The sequence below is a fragment of the Nodularia sp. LEGE 04288 genome, from assembly GCF_963896525.1.
Classification (GTDB): Bacteria; Cyanobacteriota; Cyanobacteriia; order Cyanobacteriales; family Nostocaceae; genus Nodularia.
The window spans coordinates 1-17,574 of record NZ_CAWQOY010000148.1 but is presented as its reverse complement, the minus strand read 5'-3'; the positions used below and the strand labels follow the sequence as shown (position 1 = coordinate 17,574).

Sequence of the window (17,574 nt, the reverse complement as noted above, 5' to 3'; positions counted from 1 at the left end):
CTAAATTTACTTATCCTCAATTAGAACTCCAAGCTTGCACAAATCCCCTCCCTAAACCTTCTTGTCCACCAATTTGTAAAACCGAATTTTCAGTAACTAAATTTTGAAAATCTTCGGTTGATTTTTTAGCAGTACCGTTAGCTTGAAAGGTAGTCCCCCAAGGAAAATACATCAACGTATCGGGAGGAATAGCTTCTTCATAACGAAAACCATTATCTACTTGTTTATGCTGATCCAGTTTGATTTTGACTTGTCGCCATAAACTCATTTGCATCACAGTAGTACAGTATTGGTCTGGTAAAACCAAGACCCTTTTAATGCTATTAACTTCTGGTGCTTCTGGGACAAACTTCTGCCAATCATCTCCCCAAGCTTGTAAATTATCTCTAATAATGGCATCTTTGAGATAGATGGGGTTATTCACTCCCAAATTAGTTTTATATTCCAGATTCTGCAAATCTGCCGGCTGAATATTACGGTTTGGATGAAATCTCAGCCATCTTTCTAGTAACATCGGACAAGTAATCCAGATGACACCATGACTTAAAGAAGGAACTGGTAGCCAGAGAATAGAACCATCACCAACCCAAATATCTCCTTGTTCAAGTTGATTGAACTTAACAACTTGTTCTTCTTCCTTCCCTTCCTTTTTAACTGTAATTACTTTTCTACCGGGTTGTTTTTCATATTCAGCCACAAAACCTGCATCTTTCAAATCTTCTAATTGCGGGCCAAATAGCCGCACTTGTTGCAAGCGGTTTTCTGCACTGGCTCTTAGTCTACCCCTAATTGTACTAGAAGGTGCATAAGGTAAATTAGTATGAGATTCTCGCGCAATTCCTAGTAAATTTCCTTCTTGAGTTGCTCCACCTGTATGTAAAGGAGAAATTAAGTACAAATAAACAAGATTAAATTTCATGGGTTTTGATTCCAAAGTAACATTCCGTAATTTAAGCTATACAAAGTTTCCAACCATTTTGCTTTTCCGGGCGCTAGCGGTAATAGTTGCTGCCAAGATTCCTGATTAGATGGACTCAACTTTGATTGAAAACCATCTTTAAATCTATACACTGTTCCTGGTACAACAAAAGCCCTTTGAGGTAACATTGGGGTCTTAGCAAAAGGTGATTTACCACCCCACAGCAAAGATTTATCACTAACGCAACCGGCTAGTATTTCCTGCCAATAATAGGGATATACACCATAAATCATCTCTTTTTGATGAATCTGTGCTAGTCCAGGAGTGAGCAGATAGGCTTTATTGCTGATATCCGATGGTTCTTGGAAGGTTTTTAATTTATCTAAAACGTCTTTTTGTAAATTGTCAAAGTTTTCTTTTTTTCTCTCATCTCCTGAATTATTAAATATATCCTTAAGTGGATAAACTAAAGCCCGGTGTCCTTCTCCTCCTAATCGCACTGTTGATAATGGTAAATTTGTATTTACAGCAGCAATCAATTTCCAATGCGTCTTTAATCTGATAGCTACTTCTGTGAAATAACCATTTTTTGATTTTACTTGTCGTTGACCTCCCTCCATTTGAATATGAGATAATACTTGTTTACTCCAAGGGTCATCATGAAAATCTTCTCGGTTTGTTAAAGTTTCTCCTTGCAGATATTTAATTAAAGCCTCTGCTTTCATCCAACTATATGGAGAACCAGTAATATATTCTTTCTGGCTGCCATTTGCAGATTGACCTGTATTTCCTGGGGTTGAAAGTACAGGTGTTACCATTGGTGAAATCCCATTTTCGGGAAAATAATCTAGGTCAAATCCTAGATGCTTCCACTGAGGATCTTCACGGTTTAATGGTTCTAAACAGGTGAGACGATCCCATGTTTGAGATTTTGTACTGTTGCTGGCAAATTCCTCTTCTTCTTTATCTAATTTAATTGTGACAGCGAGTAGGTCTTTTGGTGTGGGTAGGTAAATTTGTGGTTTTTCACCTGGTTTGTCACAAAGTAAGAAAGTTCCGCAAAATTGTAATTCATGGGCTTTGTCTGCTATTGAACGTAAAGCTTGAAATACCGTCGTTGGTAATGGAGGAAAAAGGCTTTTAGCCCAAGCACCTTCACCCGGTGCGAAAGGTTTAGCTTCTCTAAATAAGAGGATATCTAGTGGTTCAATTACATACCATTGCATAATTTATTCAAATTGATAATTTCAGTATTTGTCTCAGGGTTTAACCATGTTATGGCGGTTTTCGATGATGTAAAAACACAAAAGTCCTGGCTATGAAGTGATTTGAGAATTATTTTTATATGTCACTCAAATGTAAACTGCCATAACCCCTAACTATTTTTATTCAACTTCCCAGAAGTTTATTTGATTTTTCATTTCCCCCAATTTAGCTCCTGTTGCCGCCGTGAAACCAAAAACGCAGTTAAACGTAACAAATTCGCTAAATCCTCCGGTTTTGTCCCTAAAGGTTGGTCATCCTGCTCTGTAACTCCCTCTTGGACTAGCCAAGCCCACTCTTCCCAAGCATCCAACCAATTGAGTAAAGCAGCTTCCAGATCCTCACTTAGTTGTTCATCCCGACTAGCAAGTATCACCTGGGCGGCTTTAGAGAACAAACGACTATCTTTGGTCACTTCTGCATGACGTGGTAACGCCTCTGCTAACCGATACAGCACCGGACTAAAATCTATATCTTTATACTCTGACAGAAAACTCCACCATTGGGGGAGCAAATGACCTTTCATTAAAGCTTCCAGGGTATTACCAGAACCATAAATTACCCGAAAACACAAACCATCTTTAGGGGGGAAAATAGGGGAGCATCCCAACTTGGAAGATACATATTTCATTAAGCCGTAAGAACCTGATTCCACGGTTATACAGAAAAGATATATTTGCCAAAGTGGGCTTTTTACCGTTACGCCGGATAACTTTTTAGCCCTTTCCTTTTCAGCATCCCAAATACTTTCTAACACAGTTGGTAAAGGAACACTCTTATGGGCAATGACAATTCCTAAACTCATAGTTGCAGCTTTACCCATAGTAAATAAAGGTCGGTGAGGAATTTCTTCTGGTTTGTTATCACCTAGCCACTGCCAATATCCGCCTTCGGAGGTAAATTTATCTTCAGGATCATCAGCCCCACACCAAGCCGCCCGCAAACTGAGTAAAAACCCTGGTAAATCAGCCAAAGGTAAGGCAGCCATAACATCATCACCACCACTGTAAATCACTTTGCCACAATATCTCTGTTCGGTAATATAGGGTACTAAACGATTAGAAAAATCTAATAATGCCCTATTTAATCCCACGTGGGTAGCAGGTCCCATGCGTTTTTTAGTATTCAGTAATTCCTGCCAATTTGAATCTTGTTTATTTTCGTTGTCAACTAAATCCTCAACAATATAGTCAGCATAATTTTTTAACTTTCTTCCACTAACATACTGCCCCATCCCATCACCATCACCTAAGACCAAAACCCACCAGTCAGCCGGACTATTATTACCGAAATATTCTTTTTGCAAATCATCAATGATTACACGTAGAGCAGAAGTTTGTGTTTCGGTAAGAGTGAGATCATCTCCTAACCATTTACTAGAAAACATCACACCATTGAAACCATTACCATAATTAGATAGTGACTTCAAAGCAGCATCAGCACGACGAACTTGAAAAGGGCGACGAGTTAGAGAACAAAAATCATGATGTTTTGATTTTAACTGTGAATCTTCAGATATCTTGCGGCGTAAATGCGACCAAAATTGTTGGATGATTTCGGGATTATGAGCCGCAAAATTAGCTGATGCAATGGAACAAAGATTAGGGAAGCGAATTAGGGCTTCGTAGTTAAGAGATTTAATAGCTTTATCAGCAAAGACAATATTGTTGTCTTTGTTAAGCTCTGAAGAAGATTCCTTTTTTAAATTATCTTCTACGACTTCTAAATTAATCCCTAAATTCTCAGCTACACCTCCATATTTCCAAGCCATACGCTTGGTTAATTCAATCGAATTGAGTTTTTCTGAGCCATTGAAAACTCCCGGATAAACTACAGACATAGCTTTCCAGAATAATCGCAGCGACTCTAAAGGTAGCCCCAAACCATTGTAAAAGTTTTGATAAAGAAACCGGGGGTGTAAAGCAGTATATTGACCAGATAAGGTAGAACGTTCACCAGATGCAACAGGTATTTGCCAACTGCGAGTATTTTTAATGGCTTGAATAGCTTTACCTAATCTTCCTTGAAAACTGCCCCACCAAGTACCAACATTAACAATATTATAAGCATTTAATTCTGCTTTTGTGGGGATCATTAGAGGTGATTGAAGATTTTCTTGATCATCATCTGGTTGAATAGTGGGAATATCGGCGATTTCATTTTGAGCTTTTATCCATTCAAGAAATTCCTTTGTTAGTTCAGGATTTGTATTAGTTTCTAATGTTGTATCAGGATTACCCAAAGGTACAGCAACGAAATAACTTTCCCAAGTATGCTGAATTTGAGCCAACCATAAACTATTCCATTCCCAACATCCTGCTTGACGTAGTTTTCTTAATTCTGCCAAATAAATTTCTTCTGATTCTCCGTCTTTAAACTCTTCTTTAATTTCTTTCCAAACATCCTTTAAAGCATCCTCATCTGCTATTTTTTCTCGAACAGTATTTTTCACATCATCCCGTACTTTATACGCCATTTCTTGCCAATGTTGATTGAGCGTATTTTTTAATTCCTGACCTAATTGCATCGCTTCATCTTTACCAGGAACTAAAACTGTAATAACATTAGGGAATCCCGCAGTGGAAAGACTTTGTGATAAGTTATCTTGATTCTCAAACTTACTAATTGGGTCTGTTTTTTGATATTTCTGAAAATCTGCCTTAAAATCAGGATAAAGTTGGAGAAGTAAAGCATCAATAATTTCCTGACTCCATAAAGAAGGAGTAATGACTGCATCTGGCCCATACTTTTGAGCTACTTCCCAACAAAGAATAGCACTCAGGTAATGTAGCAGATATGAGCCTGACCAAAAATCTATAAATTTGCGTGAGGCTTTAATAAATTCCTGAACAGGAGAAAAGGTAAATATTAATAAATAAGGATGTGTTGCTGGTTCATTTGGCTGCCAATTTTTCGGAAACATTGCTCCTGTTAAGGCAGCAACTGTACTGTTGTAACTATGGTGAGAACAATCTGGTAATATAAGATGGGCAGGATTTAAAAAATCTACATTCAATGATGCCAATAATTCAGGATAAAATCGCCAACACCACCAATATAGTTTAGTGATTTTTTCAGCTTCGTCTGTGTGGGGTTCTTGAGACAGACGCTGGCAAACAATTTGAATTTGTTCTACTATTGCATCTACTGATATTTCTTTAAAATTTTTAACAATTTCTTTCTGTTGACCGCTAATAGGATGTCTTATCTCTATTGTATGAGCGTCATTTTTAACTGCATTCTCAAAATTTATTTTGTCGGAGGAGCTACTAATTTTGGCTGCTTTGTATCCTTCCGTATCCCACCATTGAGATAATTCCTGAATATCTGAGTTAAAAATGTCCAAATGTTGGCAAATGGAGGTAATAGATTGAGGATCTTCAGTAATAGTGCGTAATAAAGCGTAAAGTTTGCGTTTATATAAATTCATAGTTTACATCTGCACAAGTCTATATTTTTGGGGATTTATCACTATTTTTAGCATTTTTGTACTTTTTACCTTTGCTTGCCCTTGTAAGAGGCTTGAATAAATAGTATAATTAAGTACAAACAAATTTAACCATATCATAGAAATCTCAAGACGTTGTTAAATTGACGCGAACAACGAAATCTACAGTAGTAAGGGAGTGTGTACTTGTTTGATGGAAAATGTTGAAGTTTAGTGACCAATTATTTGCAAGTTGTAAATTGTCATTCCTATTAATAAGTCAAACTTATAGTTTTAATGTTGAATTATAAGTATCTGAGGGAGTGCAGCAATGCCTGAAACACTTATTGTTTCGTAGACTCCCTCAGATAAGCTGTTACGTAAGGGTTTGAAGGGCTTCAATTGTGCTATTTCTAGTAGAATTTCCTTCTTGGAAGCAGATAAAATTTGACTCCCTCAGATTAATGGCTATATAATCCTGGCTAGGCAAGGCTTCTGTAACTGTAGCCTTTGGCTTCTATGAAGTCGAATAAAAATGGAAACAATTCTGAAACCTGAGTTTCGGAACTCTTTTGCATGACCCTTTGGCTTCTATGAAGTCGAATAAAAATGGAAACCATCTTTCCACAGATATACTCTTTTTCATCATTACTTTGGCTTCTATGAAGTCGAATAAAAATGGAAACATCACGATAGAAGTTATGCTCCAGCCTCCTTATCATCTTTGGCTTCTATGAAGTCGAATAAAAATGGAAACTACATCAACCCATGTTGCTTGTAGATCTGCAACAAACTTTGGCTTCTATGAAGTCGAATAAAAATGGAAACAAAAGCAACCTAATCCAACAAAAGTAAATGCAATCTTTGGCTTCTATGAAGTCGAATAAAATAGAAGGGGTTTTGACTTCAAAGCAGGGAGAGCATCCCACTTGCTTAATGAAATATGTATCTTCCAAGTTGGGATGCTCCCAAACCAAGAATGTGCATTTTTCGTTGTTCGCGTTAATTATTACTAACTAACGATAATTTAGCTTAGTATATATTCATTCTATTATTATTTTTTCATAACTAAGTCATGACTGCTGAACTCATGAGCTATGAATGAGTAAATTGTGACTGCAAAGATCCTGCTTTTCCAACTATGGGAACTCGCTGTGAGTCATCCAACCTACAGTTACAATCCTTAATAGCTCCAAAAATTAGACTCTTAAACCATCTATATAAAAATTAAGTATTAATACTTAATTATCTATTTTGTATAAACTTTAATGCTTATGTCTCCTATTTGTCATTGTCTTATCGGTATTCCTGGTTCTGGAAAGTCCACTTTTGCTCGTCAATGGGTGAAATATGACCCCAACTGTGTCATAGTTTCTACAGATGCAATTCGGGCTGAATTATTTGGTGATGAAAGTCAGCAAGGTGACTGGAATTTAATTGAACAAGAGATATTGAAGCAAGTCAAAATTGCGGTTTCTGCTGGACATTCTGTAATTTATGATGCTACTAATTATAAACGGGCGCAGCGCATAGATATATTAAAAAAGTTTGCTAGTGTGGGTGCAGATACTTGGATGGCTTGGTATCTGAGAACCCCGTTAAGTGAATGTTATCGCCGAAATAAACAACGAGAACGACAAGTTGCTGAAAATGTCATTGAGAGTTTTGATAAGTGGTTAAAACAATTTGAACCACTTGAAGCTGAAGGTTTTTCTAGAGTGTCGATGGTGTCAATGGTAAATGGTGAGTATGATTTTTCTTTAATTGAAAAACAGATTAAGGGTTTACCTCGTTCTATTATTAATCGCCGTAATTGTAGCCATAAAAAAACTTTACATCAATACTCTGGCTTAATTGATTTTGAGCGATTGATGTATCTAATTTCACTAATTATTAAATTTCCAGGTGTAGGATTACTATATGATAGTAATCCTGAATTTTTACAAAAGTTAGTTGGTGATACTACAGCGATTACAGATTCTCTGTCTGAGATATCTGCATTAATGGCTAGTCAATATCATTCTATTTATGCTGAACCAGAAGCTTTAAATAATGATTTAGAGTGGTTAGAGAAAAACGCGATTATTGGTGAACAAGGATTAGATCAGGAAATCGATGTTGCTGATTATACAGGAGATACTAACCATTTTGAGGCACATCCTTATTCTGATATTGATACTTTTTTACGGGTTATCAAAATTATTCGCTGTTTGGTGCATTATCCTTGCTTTCGCTATGAAGAGGATACAGAAACCAGTCAAAAGATGTTTTTCACAACTTTGAAATCATATATTTACGGTATTAATCAAACATCTCTTCGTAAAGATATTCAGAGAGCATTACACCCTTATAAAATTCTCCCAAATACTACTATGAAACGTGCTTATTTTGTTGGCAATGCGGTCTTGAATAAATACGAATTAGAGCAGGTTTATAAAGTTTTGCGTTCTCATGCTCAGGATTTAGAAGATCCGATGGCTTTATCTACTTATAAAGAAATTGAGAGGAAGCTAGAAGCCAGTCAGATATTGCGTTCTCAAGAGTTTGCTGATGATTATCAGGTGAGAGCGATCGCTAATCATCCTGGACTTGATATTGAAAACTTACCAAACTATTCAGCCTACCATAAACTAGATGAATTGAGCAAGGCTATTTTATCAGGTCAACTCTTAGAACTTGACCGCTTTCCCCACACAGGCCGTCATCCTCATGACCCCCATCTTAACCAACCATTCCGAGTTTGGCCTCTACAAGTTGTGTTTTCTAAAATAGGCTGGTATTTAGGCTACGAAGCCCAAGATGGAAATGCAGATAAACTATTGAGATTTGAACGTTTAGACCGCTTCTTTGTCAACAAATTTCTGCCGCAAAAACGCAGTCTCGAAGAACAAAAAGTAGCTTTGGCTAGATTAGAAAAATTATATAAATCTAGCTATAGTTTATTTCTAGGTAATAGCCTCACTGAACAGCAAAAGTATTTAGATTCTAAACAACGCAGTTCTGTGGAAATAACAGTGGATATCTGGTGTCAGGAAGGTATCTTTAATTTTATTAGCGAAAGAACCAAGCGATTACCTCATAATCAAATCAAAATGTCAATGCGGACAGGGAAAAGAAAATTAGCTAAAGAAAAGGTATTTGTTTTACCACCAACAGGTGATTTTAATTATCCTTATTGTTGCCAACTAACTTTACCATGTTGGACTATCGAAGATATAGACCTGAGACGTTGGCTCATTGGTTTTGGAGATAAGATTAAGGTTGTACAACCATTAGAGATACGTGAACAAATTAAGTTAATGGGAGATGCCATTAGTAAATTATATCACTAGCTGATTAATTGAAGTAATGCGATTTTGAGGATTGAGGAAAAGCCCTATGAAATTAATCTTTAGGGCTTGCGCTTTGAGAGTAACTCTGCTTACGCATAATTTGATTTTTCGTAGGCGATCGCCAATCATTAGGTTAGAATATTAATCAGGTAAATCAAAAACTGAGATTGTCATTTGAGCTATGGCTTTTATCCCCTCTAGGTTAACTGGAAAACAAGCAGCACAATAAAGCAAATTCATACTTAAGCGTTTTGTTACATAAAGTCTATGACTAAAAGTTGGTTTAAGTGCAATTCCATGCTCATAGTCTTTTTGCCAATCCAGGAGAGTATCAAGATAATTTCCAGCTTTAGCAAAGGCATAAAAAAATCGACGCAGATTTCTGTAATTAACCTTTTTATCTGGGGGAATGTGAGGCAGAAGTAAATCTAAAAATAGTTGTGTACCATCGATTGCAGATGTTTCTCGCATTTGGCAGAAGCGTTCAAGATTAGCAGTTTCATGTTCATTAATCATGGTTTGACAGAGATTAACCAAAGTTTGATTAATTGCTTTCCTATAGCCTTTGTTTAACAGGATATTTGCTAATATTTGCACCGCCTCAGTTTTAACTCCTGCGTGAGAAAATGGAGTAGTTTGTTGTAAAAAAGTTTTGAAATTATTCATGGTTATTCTTCTCCATCTGCAATGTCATCAAGAATTTTTAAGGCAAATAAAACCAACGCAATATCAAAGGTTAACGTATCTATTTGTTGGTCATCTAACAAGCCAAATACTTTGATTAACTGTTGGGCAATTAAAGCGAAGCGAAAATATTTGATGGCTTTGGGGTGGGAGAGTTGATAAAGAATATAATCAATGGTTTCTGGATTAATGTTGCCTTTTGTAAGTAGGATTTCTATATTTTGTTGGAATTGGGCAATGAAAGCGGACTCATCTCTAATCAGAAAATTACTTTTTGGCTGAGAAGTGCTAGAAGGACTTGTTGAATCTGGAAATCTTAATTGCATAGAATCACCCATTAGTTAATTCAGGTTTACAAGTAATTAGATTCAGATGTGGAAGTATCCTTAGTATTTGTATCCTGTGGTAATTTAATAGTCTCTTCTTGCAAAAACTTTGTCTTAAGCTGATGTTTTAATTATTGCAACTGTCCAATTAGCTGTCCAGAATTTGGCGCTTTAGTCGAAATAAATACTCAGTATATTCTTGAATCAATCCGTTTCAACGTAATATTACAGTAAATTGCCGATAAATAAAATAAACAAAGTAACAGTCTTACTCTTCTACAGTGGGCAGCACATCGCTACGCAACCAAGATATCGACAGAGCTTCGCCGAACGTCCGAACTCTTGCCTAACAATATATATATAGCACCAATGATGATTATTTTATCTCCGGATTTAAAACTATACATTATTTCCTTGTTCGCAAGAATTATTAGGGTATATATTTTAATACTACTATATTAAAAATAATTCAATTTCTAGATTTCACTATCGATTCATAAGGGTGGATGCAAATATGATGACCCAATCCCATGTGGTTAACAAAGGATTAAGTAAATTAGCAATTTCGTTATTAATATCCCTGCCAATTTTGGGTTTAACTACTCAAAAAAGTTTAGCTTTACCTCTAAGTCCAATATTACAACAAGTTGGATACCAAGTTATAAATGACTTATTTAATAATCAATCTAGTAGTCAATCGTCACCAACAAATCAAGAATTAGCTGGAACTATTGGTGCTAATCCTAGCATCGACTCAAATTCTCCCAATTATACCGAACCTAACTATGAACAGGGTTATCCCAGTTCTCCCCAGCCTAACTATCAGCAGGGTTATCCCAGTTCTCCGCAACCTAACTATCAGCAGGGTTATCCTGCTTATCCCCAGCCTAATTATCAACAGGGTTATCCTGCTTATCCGCAACCTAATTATCAACAGGGTTATCCTGCTTATCCCCAGCCTAATTATCAACAGGGTTATCCTAATTATCCGCAACCTAACTATCAACAGGGTTATCCTGCTTATCCAATGATGTATCCATTCTATCCACCGATGCGTAACAGCCCACCTGTAATCATCAATAACTTTTAATATTATTGTTTTACTTAAGTTTGAAGCTGCTTATCCCCCGACTAAGGTACGGGGAATTTTTGATTTCTAAATATTCGAGAATTGCTTGCTGGTAATTACATCTTTGCAGTATTGCGTTATCTATGCGGTACGCAGTTAGGGACGAATTGTGCCAACTGCGCTGAGTTCGTGGTGTCTCTAAAACAAAAATTTTGTAAGTCAGTGCAATTCATTGAGATCGCATCCCGAAATAGGCTATTTAAGTCACAGGTTAGATAGAAATCCTACCCCAATTGTGAGAAAATACGTAGACAAAAATCTTTATTTTATAAGCATTTGAGCCTTGTTGAACTCTCACATATCATTTAGGAGTGCTATAGTAACTAATACCTCATAACTACTATTAAAACCCCCATTTCCTGGTAGGTAAGGGGGCTAGATATAAGATGTTAATCAGTTGAGCTACACTTTAATCAAAAACTGCTTGAAAAGAATTGAAAGCGTTGTGGTGGGCGTTGCCCACCATAGTTTTAATGCAAGACTTTTTCTCTAATCTCCCCATACAAAAGTGGGGACTAGAGTGGTGGTTTAGCGTCTTAAAACTGTTCCCCGATGCTGACTCATTGGCTTGCTTGTTGAAGTATCAAGGCTTGGTAAATTTTTCACCCCATTAAACCGAACTCCATTAGCATCGGTAAAGGGAATTGATACTCCCGTACATCCCTTTCCATTATATGCAGCTATATGTATATGAGCATAACCATTTTTTGTTGTATAGTTCCTAACTACACCTAATACAGCATCCTGATTCACGCGTCCTAAAACTTTACTTGATGGAACCATGTGACCAATCAGAAAGCTCTTACTTTGAGAATTGTTTGTTAGACAAACAAGATCATCTGCCCAACTTACTTTCTCGACATTTCCAGCAACTGGAGCTAAAATTTGATGCCCCGCAGATTTATTAACATTATCATTGCTATAGCATCCTTTTGACCCCCAAGAATTATTTTCTACTGTCAAATCGAGGGCGTAAATATTATGATAACTAGCACTCTCATAATAATGGCTGGCTCCACCACGATAACCTTGACAAACATACCAAGTTTGACCATTTCTAAATGGTAAGTTGACTTGTCCATTCGAGGGAGGAGTTGAAACTTGTCCTGCACTACTGCGCCAACGTTGATTAGGATTATTACTATCGCAATCCCACAGATGCACTATTCCTGAATTGTCTCTGGTGGGAGTATCTACACACTTATTTGTACCCATCCGTTGAATTAAGTTATAGCCATTAGCAATAGGAATTACTTTCCACCTTTGGTCTATATCATTTTCATCACAATTCCACACATTTATTTCAGAACCGTTGGCGGTGCGATGGCCATTCAAACACTTACCAGTAGAACGGTGTTTTAACCGAATTCCACCATTGACAGCAGGTAATAATATATCAAACTGTTGGTCTGGATCATTGTCATTACGCCGATAAATGGACATTCTGGGTTGACCATCAATACGCCGAAAATTATTATTAGTATTTAATGCCATTCCATCAGCGACCGAAAAAGTTTGCGCCGATTGAGCAGATACAGGTGAAAAATAGACAACAAAACTAACAGTGGTTAAACCGAGAATTTTGCAAACATTATTAAACGTCATTGTCCGACTCCTTTGGCTTTGATATTGAACAGTTTTTAGGGGGGCAGTTTCAGCAGGATCAACCTTTTGATTTTTATTAGACATAATTTTTAGATGCATTTGAATTTGATATTTCATAGCATTAGCAAATGTGGTTAATAAACCAGTAGATTGGTGATTGTTGGTAGCCATATTTTTTTGTGTTAATTTAGTAGTATGAGTCGGCGTAAACAAACAGACAATTCAAAATCAATGCAAAGCCCATGTCATAAGCTTTTGAGTTTTGACTTCCGCTTTACGGTTGTGTGTTGTTTAAGCAACCTTGTCTGGGGCTGATGTCCTAATTATTGCAACTGTCTAATTTACTGTCCAAAATTTCGCGCGCCTAACAAAATACCCTCTGTTTAGGTAAAATCACCCACTATTAAATTCTCAAGAAACACATTTTAAAACCGTTACTAGATAAGAAATTCAGGTTTTTTCACTGCTAATGTGTTCGTTTCATTGGTTGCGAGGGGATTTAATACTTCTGACTTCCCCTCCTGGGGCGCTCATATCTCAACTCATATATCCCAGATTACAACTCATATCTCAACTCATATACCCCTGTGAAATCATAGAAATATAGGAAATGGTGATGGGGAAAAGCCTTTCCCTCTATCTCCGCCTACCTTTGGCCTTAGCGGTGGAACCCCCGGAACCAGAAGATGGGGAAAAGCCTTTCCCTCTATCTCCGCCTACCTCCTACTACTCTTACTTATGGCTTTTACCATCGAAGAACTGAGATTCGCATGGTTCCAAGTTCGGTTAGGGACGAAAAACGCTGGTGTAGATGGTATTACTTTGGACTTTTTTGCCAGTATGGTTAGCGACCAACTGCAAATTCTCCAACATCAACTACAGCAACAAATTTATCACACCTATCCGGCTAAGGGATTTTACATACCAAAAAAAAGCGGTGGTAAACGCCTTGTTGGTATCCCGACAGTGCGAGATAGAATTGTCCAACGCTTACTGCTAGAAGAGTTATATTTCCCCTTGGAAGATACTTTTCTTGATTGTAGTTATGCTTATCGTCCTGGACATAACATTCAGCAAGCAGTACAACATCTGTTTTCTTATTACCAATTGCGTCCGACTTGGATTATTAAAGCTGATATTCAGCAGTTTTTTGACAATCTTTGTTGGGCTTTACTGTTCACTAATTTGGAGGAATTAAAGCTAGAAGTCAATATCTTGGAACTCGTAGAACAGCAAATTAAAGCCGGGGTTGTCATTGGCGGCAAAACTATCTTTTCTGGTAAGGGAGTTTTACAAGGTGCAGTATTGTCTGGTGCTTTGGCTAATCTCTACCTGACAGAATTTGACCGCTTATGTCTGAGTCATGGAGTTAATTTAGTTCGTTATGGTGATGATTTTGCTATTGCTTGTGAGAGTTGGCTACAAGCTAATCGCATTCTTGAGCAAATTACTAACTGGCTTAGGGGCTTGTATCTATCTCTGCAACCAGAAAAAACTCAAATATATGCCCCTGATGATGAATTTACTTTTTTAGGTTATCGCTTTGTAAATGGTGAAGTTTATGCACCGCCGCCACCAGAAATCAAAAACGGCAAATGGTTGATTAATGATTCGGGTACGCCTTATTTTCGCCTGAATCAACGCCCAGCTAAATTTGTTTCTCGTCCCCCCAAGGCTTGCAGTACCGTTAAGCCTGTAGCAATTGTTCCCGCCCCAATTTCTCATTATTGGATTAACGAGATGAGTACACTTTATGTCACCGACCAAGGCGCGTATTTGAATGTTTACCATCAACAGTTTCAGGTGCTTTATAAAGGTGAGCTAAAGCTCAAAATTCCTGTAGTTCGTGTTAGTCACATTGTTTTATTTGGTTGTTGTAATTTATCACATGGTGCGGTGGCTTCTGCTTTGCGGAGTCGTATTCCGGTGATGTACCTTTCTCAAAGGGGTAAGTATTTTGGTAGGTTAGAAACCGAGGGACAAGCGAAGGTAGAATATTTGGCTCGTCAGGTGGAATGTTGTCGAAATCCTGAGTTTACCAGAAAACAAGCTGAAGCGATCGTTTTGGCAAAGTTACATAATTCTCGTGCTTTACTTTTAAAATTTAATCGTCGTCGTCCCTCCAAAAGTGCCGCACTAGCAATTACATCAATTGCTGAACTAATGGAAAAACTCAGGTTCGCAGAAAGTATGGACGCATTGCGAGGATACGAAGGAAAAGCAGCAAGTTTATATTTTCAGGCTTTGGGTTCTCTATTTACTGGAGTATTCGTGTTTGAAAGACGTACCAAAAGACCACCCACTGATCCAGTGAATAGTTTGTTAAGTTTGGGCTATACTTTATTAAGTCAAAATGTTTTTTCTTTTGTACAGTCTATAGGATTGCATACACATTTTGGAAATCTTCATGTCCCCCGTGACAATCATCCAGCACTTGTCAGTGATTTAATGGAGGAATTTCGAGCGCAGGTTGTAGATTCATTTGTTGCTTATTTGGTGAATACGAGAATATTGGTTCCTGAAGATTTTACTTCGCCAGATGAGCGTGGTGGCGTTTATTTATTTCCTGATGCTTTGAAAAAATTCCTTAAACATTGGGAAGAAAAGTTACAATCTGAGATCACACACCCACACACGGGTTATAAAGTAAGTATACGACGTTGCATTGAGTTACAAGTGCGAGAGTATATTTCCTGCTTGATGGGTGAAGTTGAAGTCTATCGTCCAATGATTTGGAAGTTGTAAATTTCATAGGCTTTCATTAGCCTATCTTATAGTTTTACAGCTTATCTATAAGTATCTGAGGGAGTCAAGCGATCTCTGAAACACTTATTTTTTCGTAGACTCCCTCGGATAAGCTGTTGGGTAAGGGTTTGAAAGACTTCAATCATGCATTTTTGGACTAAGTGCTGTCCGGGGAGGAGATAAAATTTGACTCCCTCAGATCAATGGGTATACAATGCTTACTATACAAGGCTTCTATAAATGTAGCCTTTGGCTTCTATGAAGTCGAATAAAAATGGAAACGAATGCGTCCCATGTTAGCTTTTATGAAAGTAATTCCTTTGGCTTCTATGAAGTCGAATAAAAATGGAAACTCTCATCGACAATGGCGTCGGTGAAGTTAAAAGCTTTTCTTTGGCTTCTATGAAGTCGAATAAAAATGGAAACCTTCAATTACTTCTTCTACCAAAAGATTTTTGTTTTCTTTGGCTTCTATGAAGTCGAATAAAAATGGAAACAATAACATCAGCATTTGTTTCTTGAATTAAAGTGTTCACTTTGGCTTCTATGAAGTCGAATAAAAATGGAAACCTTGCTCGTCCACATCTCTTTTTGTTTGAGGAACAAGAAACTTTGGCTTCTATGAAGTCGAATAAAAATGGAAACGTAAATTGGTAAGGCCATGGTTTTCATCAGACACAATCTTTGGCTTCTATGAAGTCGAATAAAAATGGAAACCAAAACTAGCTTGGTTATAGCCTTGCTTTTCAACTTTCTTTGGCTTCTATGAAGTCGAATAAAAATGGAAACGTTCGGGGTCGTAAACAAACAATATGTTGTTAGGCTTTGGCTTCTATGAAGTCGAATAAAAATGGAAACTGGATTCAAAACCTTCATCAACCTTTGTATTTACCTTTGGCTTCTATGAAGTCGAATAAAAATGGAAACAGATAGGTCTTGAATAACTGACTCCCCCTTGGCAAGACTTTGGCTTCTATGAAGTCGAATAAAAATGGAAACAATATGATCAGGGTGATAGGTGAGGTTTGTGACTATTTGATGTTCTTTGGCTTCTATGAAGTCGAATAAAAATGGAAACAATGCCGTAACACTCTACCTCAAAAACTTTCTTGTTTAACTTTGGCTTCTATGAAGTCAAATAAAAAATACCCGGACATAACAAAGTTAGTACCGGGTATTTATGCAAGTGTAATTAACTGAACGCAGATGTTTCCATTTTAAATCAACTTCACAGAAGCCTGTCAATTCAAAGCTTTAGGTGTCAGGGAAGTTTTGACTGTTGGGGCATGAAAAAGAATTGTAAAAACAACCTTTTTATTTGCTTGACGCAACACTTGCAAATAAGCAACAGCATCATCACGGCGGCGAAATCTAGCTACAATCATATATTCTTGACCAGCGAGATATCGCACAACACACCAAGGATGCAACTGCTGTGAATAAGTCATATTATCCTCCTGACAAGTCAAGCAAAATGCCTTTGCTTTTGACTTTGAATTAACAATATTGACTGTAAGTCAGGAGGTAAGTGATAAAACAGCCCAGGATGACATTGACAATTAATTTCTTATATGCTTTGCATACAGAAAAATTTGCAGAACTGGGTCGGGTATTTGCTCAAAATGCTCTAGTAGAAAATCCATTAGCGCTAAGTGACGCAAATCGTTAAAATGAGGATGACGTTGCAATTTGCCCTGTTGAAACCAACCTCTGACAGTAGAATCAGAACGTTGGCAGATAACGGCAATTTGTTCGTAACTAACAGCCCACTTAGCATAAAATTCGTGAGGTGTCATGCTAAATTCCCAGTGACTATAAAGGTTAATGAGATGAATTTCTCTTGCACCTAAAGAACGTGGTTTAGACATTCATCAACCCCAGCTATTTTTTGCAGCAGAAATTAGGAGTCATAAGTTAGGAGTCAAACTCATTTCATACTTAATGGTAATTTTGTCCTTTATTTACCATCTAAACTACCTTGCCAAAAGTCTACGGTGTACACACAAGTTCTATCTGTCTGCGCTTAAGTCTATATTTGCCCCCTAAATCCCCCAAGTCTGGGGGACTTTGAAAATTCTTGTTCCCCCATAATTGGGGGCTAAGGGGGCGATTCGATCACTTGCGGGGAGGGGTTAGGGGCTGTC

At 37.3% G+C, this 17,574-nt stretch carries 11 protein-coding genes and 2 CRISPR repeat arrays; of the genes, 3 read left to right on the top strand and 8 right to left on the bottom strand.

All coding sequences use genetic code 11. The features are described from left to right. Positions 1-16: 16 nt before the first annotated feature. The 3 genes from cmr4 to cas10 form a co-directional block, all read right to left on the bottom strand. Positions 17-919, bottom strand: coding sequence for a type III-B CRISPR module RAMP protein Cmr4 (gene cmr4, locus AACX33_RS21185; protein WP_227789229.1), 903 nt, complete (start codon positions 917-919; stop codon positions 17-19). Beyond that, on the bottom strand, positions 916-2,145 hold the full coding sequence (locus AACX33_RS21180; RefSeq protein WP_227789227.1) for a type III-B CRISPR module-associated protein Cmr3: 1,230 nt from the start codon (positions 2,143-2,145) through the stop codon (positions 916-918). Before AACX33_RS21180 ends, cmr4 begins: the two co-directional genes overlap by 4 nt. Before the next feature lie 191 nt (positions 2,146-2,336). Then, entirely contained in the window at positions 2,337-5,612 is a 3,276-nt protein-coding gene (cas10, locus tag AACX33_RS21175; RefSeq protein WP_227789225.1) for a type III-B CRISPR-associated protein Cas10/Cmr2, read from the bottom strand. A 505-nt stretch (positions 5,613-6,117) separates the two neighbouring features. After that, positions 6,118-6,506: a CRISPR direct-repeat array (repeat unit 35 nt; unit sequence CTTTGGCTTCTATGAAGTCGAATAAAAATGGAAAC). Between the two features lie 377 nt (positions 6,507-6,883). On the opposite strand from cas10, the gene AACX33_RS21170 reads away from it, so the two are divergent. Then, a complete protein-coding gene (locus AACX33_RS21170) occupies positions 6,884-8,941 on the top strand; it encodes an AAA family ATPase (protein WP_227789223.1) in 2,058 nt (685 codons plus the stop codon). A 141-nt stretch (positions 8,942-9,082) separates the two neighbouring features. Here the strand turns inward: AACX33_RS21170 and AACX33_RS21165 are convergent, their stop codons facing one another. After that, positions 9,083-9,607, bottom strand: a complete 525-nt coding sequence (locus tag AACX33_RS21165) for a hypothetical protein (protein ID WP_227789222.1) — start codon at positions 9,605-9,607, stop codon at positions 9,083-9,085. A gap of 2 nt (positions 9,608-9,609) precedes the next feature. Further along, on the bottom strand, positions 9,610-9,951 hold the full coding sequence (locus AACX33_RS21160; protein WP_339407116.1) for a hypothetical protein: 342 nt from the start codon (positions 9,949-9,951) through the stop codon (positions 9,610-9,612). A 514-nt stretch (positions 9,952-10,465) separates the two neighbouring features. Here AACX33_RS21160 and AACX33_RS21155 point away from each other — a divergent pair. Further along, the gene (locus AACX33_RS21155; RefSeq protein WP_227789242.1) at positions 10,466-11,041 is read left to right on the top strand and encodes a hypothetical protein; all 576 of its coding nucleotides are present in this window, start codon (positions 10,466-10,468) and stop codon (positions 11,039-11,041) included. Positions 11,042-11,608: 567 nt separating this feature from the next. Here AACX33_RS21155 and AACX33_RS21150 read toward each other — a convergent pair. Next, positions 11,609-12,856 carry an RICIN domain-containing protein gene (locus AACX33_RS21150; protein WP_227789219.1) on the bottom strand — a complete coding sequence of 416 codons (1,248 nt, stop codon included), beginning with the start codon at positions 12,854-12,856 and terminating at the stop codon, positions 11,609-11,611. 567 nt (positions 12,857-13,423) lie between these two features. Between AACX33_RS21150 and cas1 the strand changes: the two genes are divergently transcribed. Further along, positions 13,424-15,430: a CRISPR-associated endonuclease Cas1 gene (cas1, locus tag AACX33_RS21145; RefSeq protein ID WP_227789217.1), complete on the top strand. Its 2,007-nt coding sequence runs from the start codon at positions 13,424-13,426 to the stop codon at positions 15,428-15,430. A 247-nt stretch (positions 15,431-15,677) separates the two neighbouring features. Then, positions 15,678-16,508: direct repeats of the CRISPR family, unit length 35 nt; unit sequence CTTTGGCTTCTATGAAGTCGAATAAAAATGGAAAC. A 163-nt stretch (positions 16,509-16,671) separates the two neighbouring features. Here the strand turns inward: cas1 and AACX33_RS21140 are convergent. After that, on the bottom strand, positions 16,672-16,878 hold the full coding sequence (locus tag AACX33_RS21140) for a hypothetical protein (protein WP_227789216.1): 207 nt from the start codon (positions 16,876-16,878) through the stop codon (positions 16,672-16,674). 111 nt (positions 16,879-16,989) lie between these two features. Then, complete coding sequence (locus AACX33_RS21135; protein WP_227789214.1) at positions 16,990-17,298, bottom strand: hypothetical protein; 309 nt, start codon at positions 17,296-17,298, stop codon at positions 16,990-16,992. Positions 17,299-17,574 lie beyond the last annotated feature (276 nt).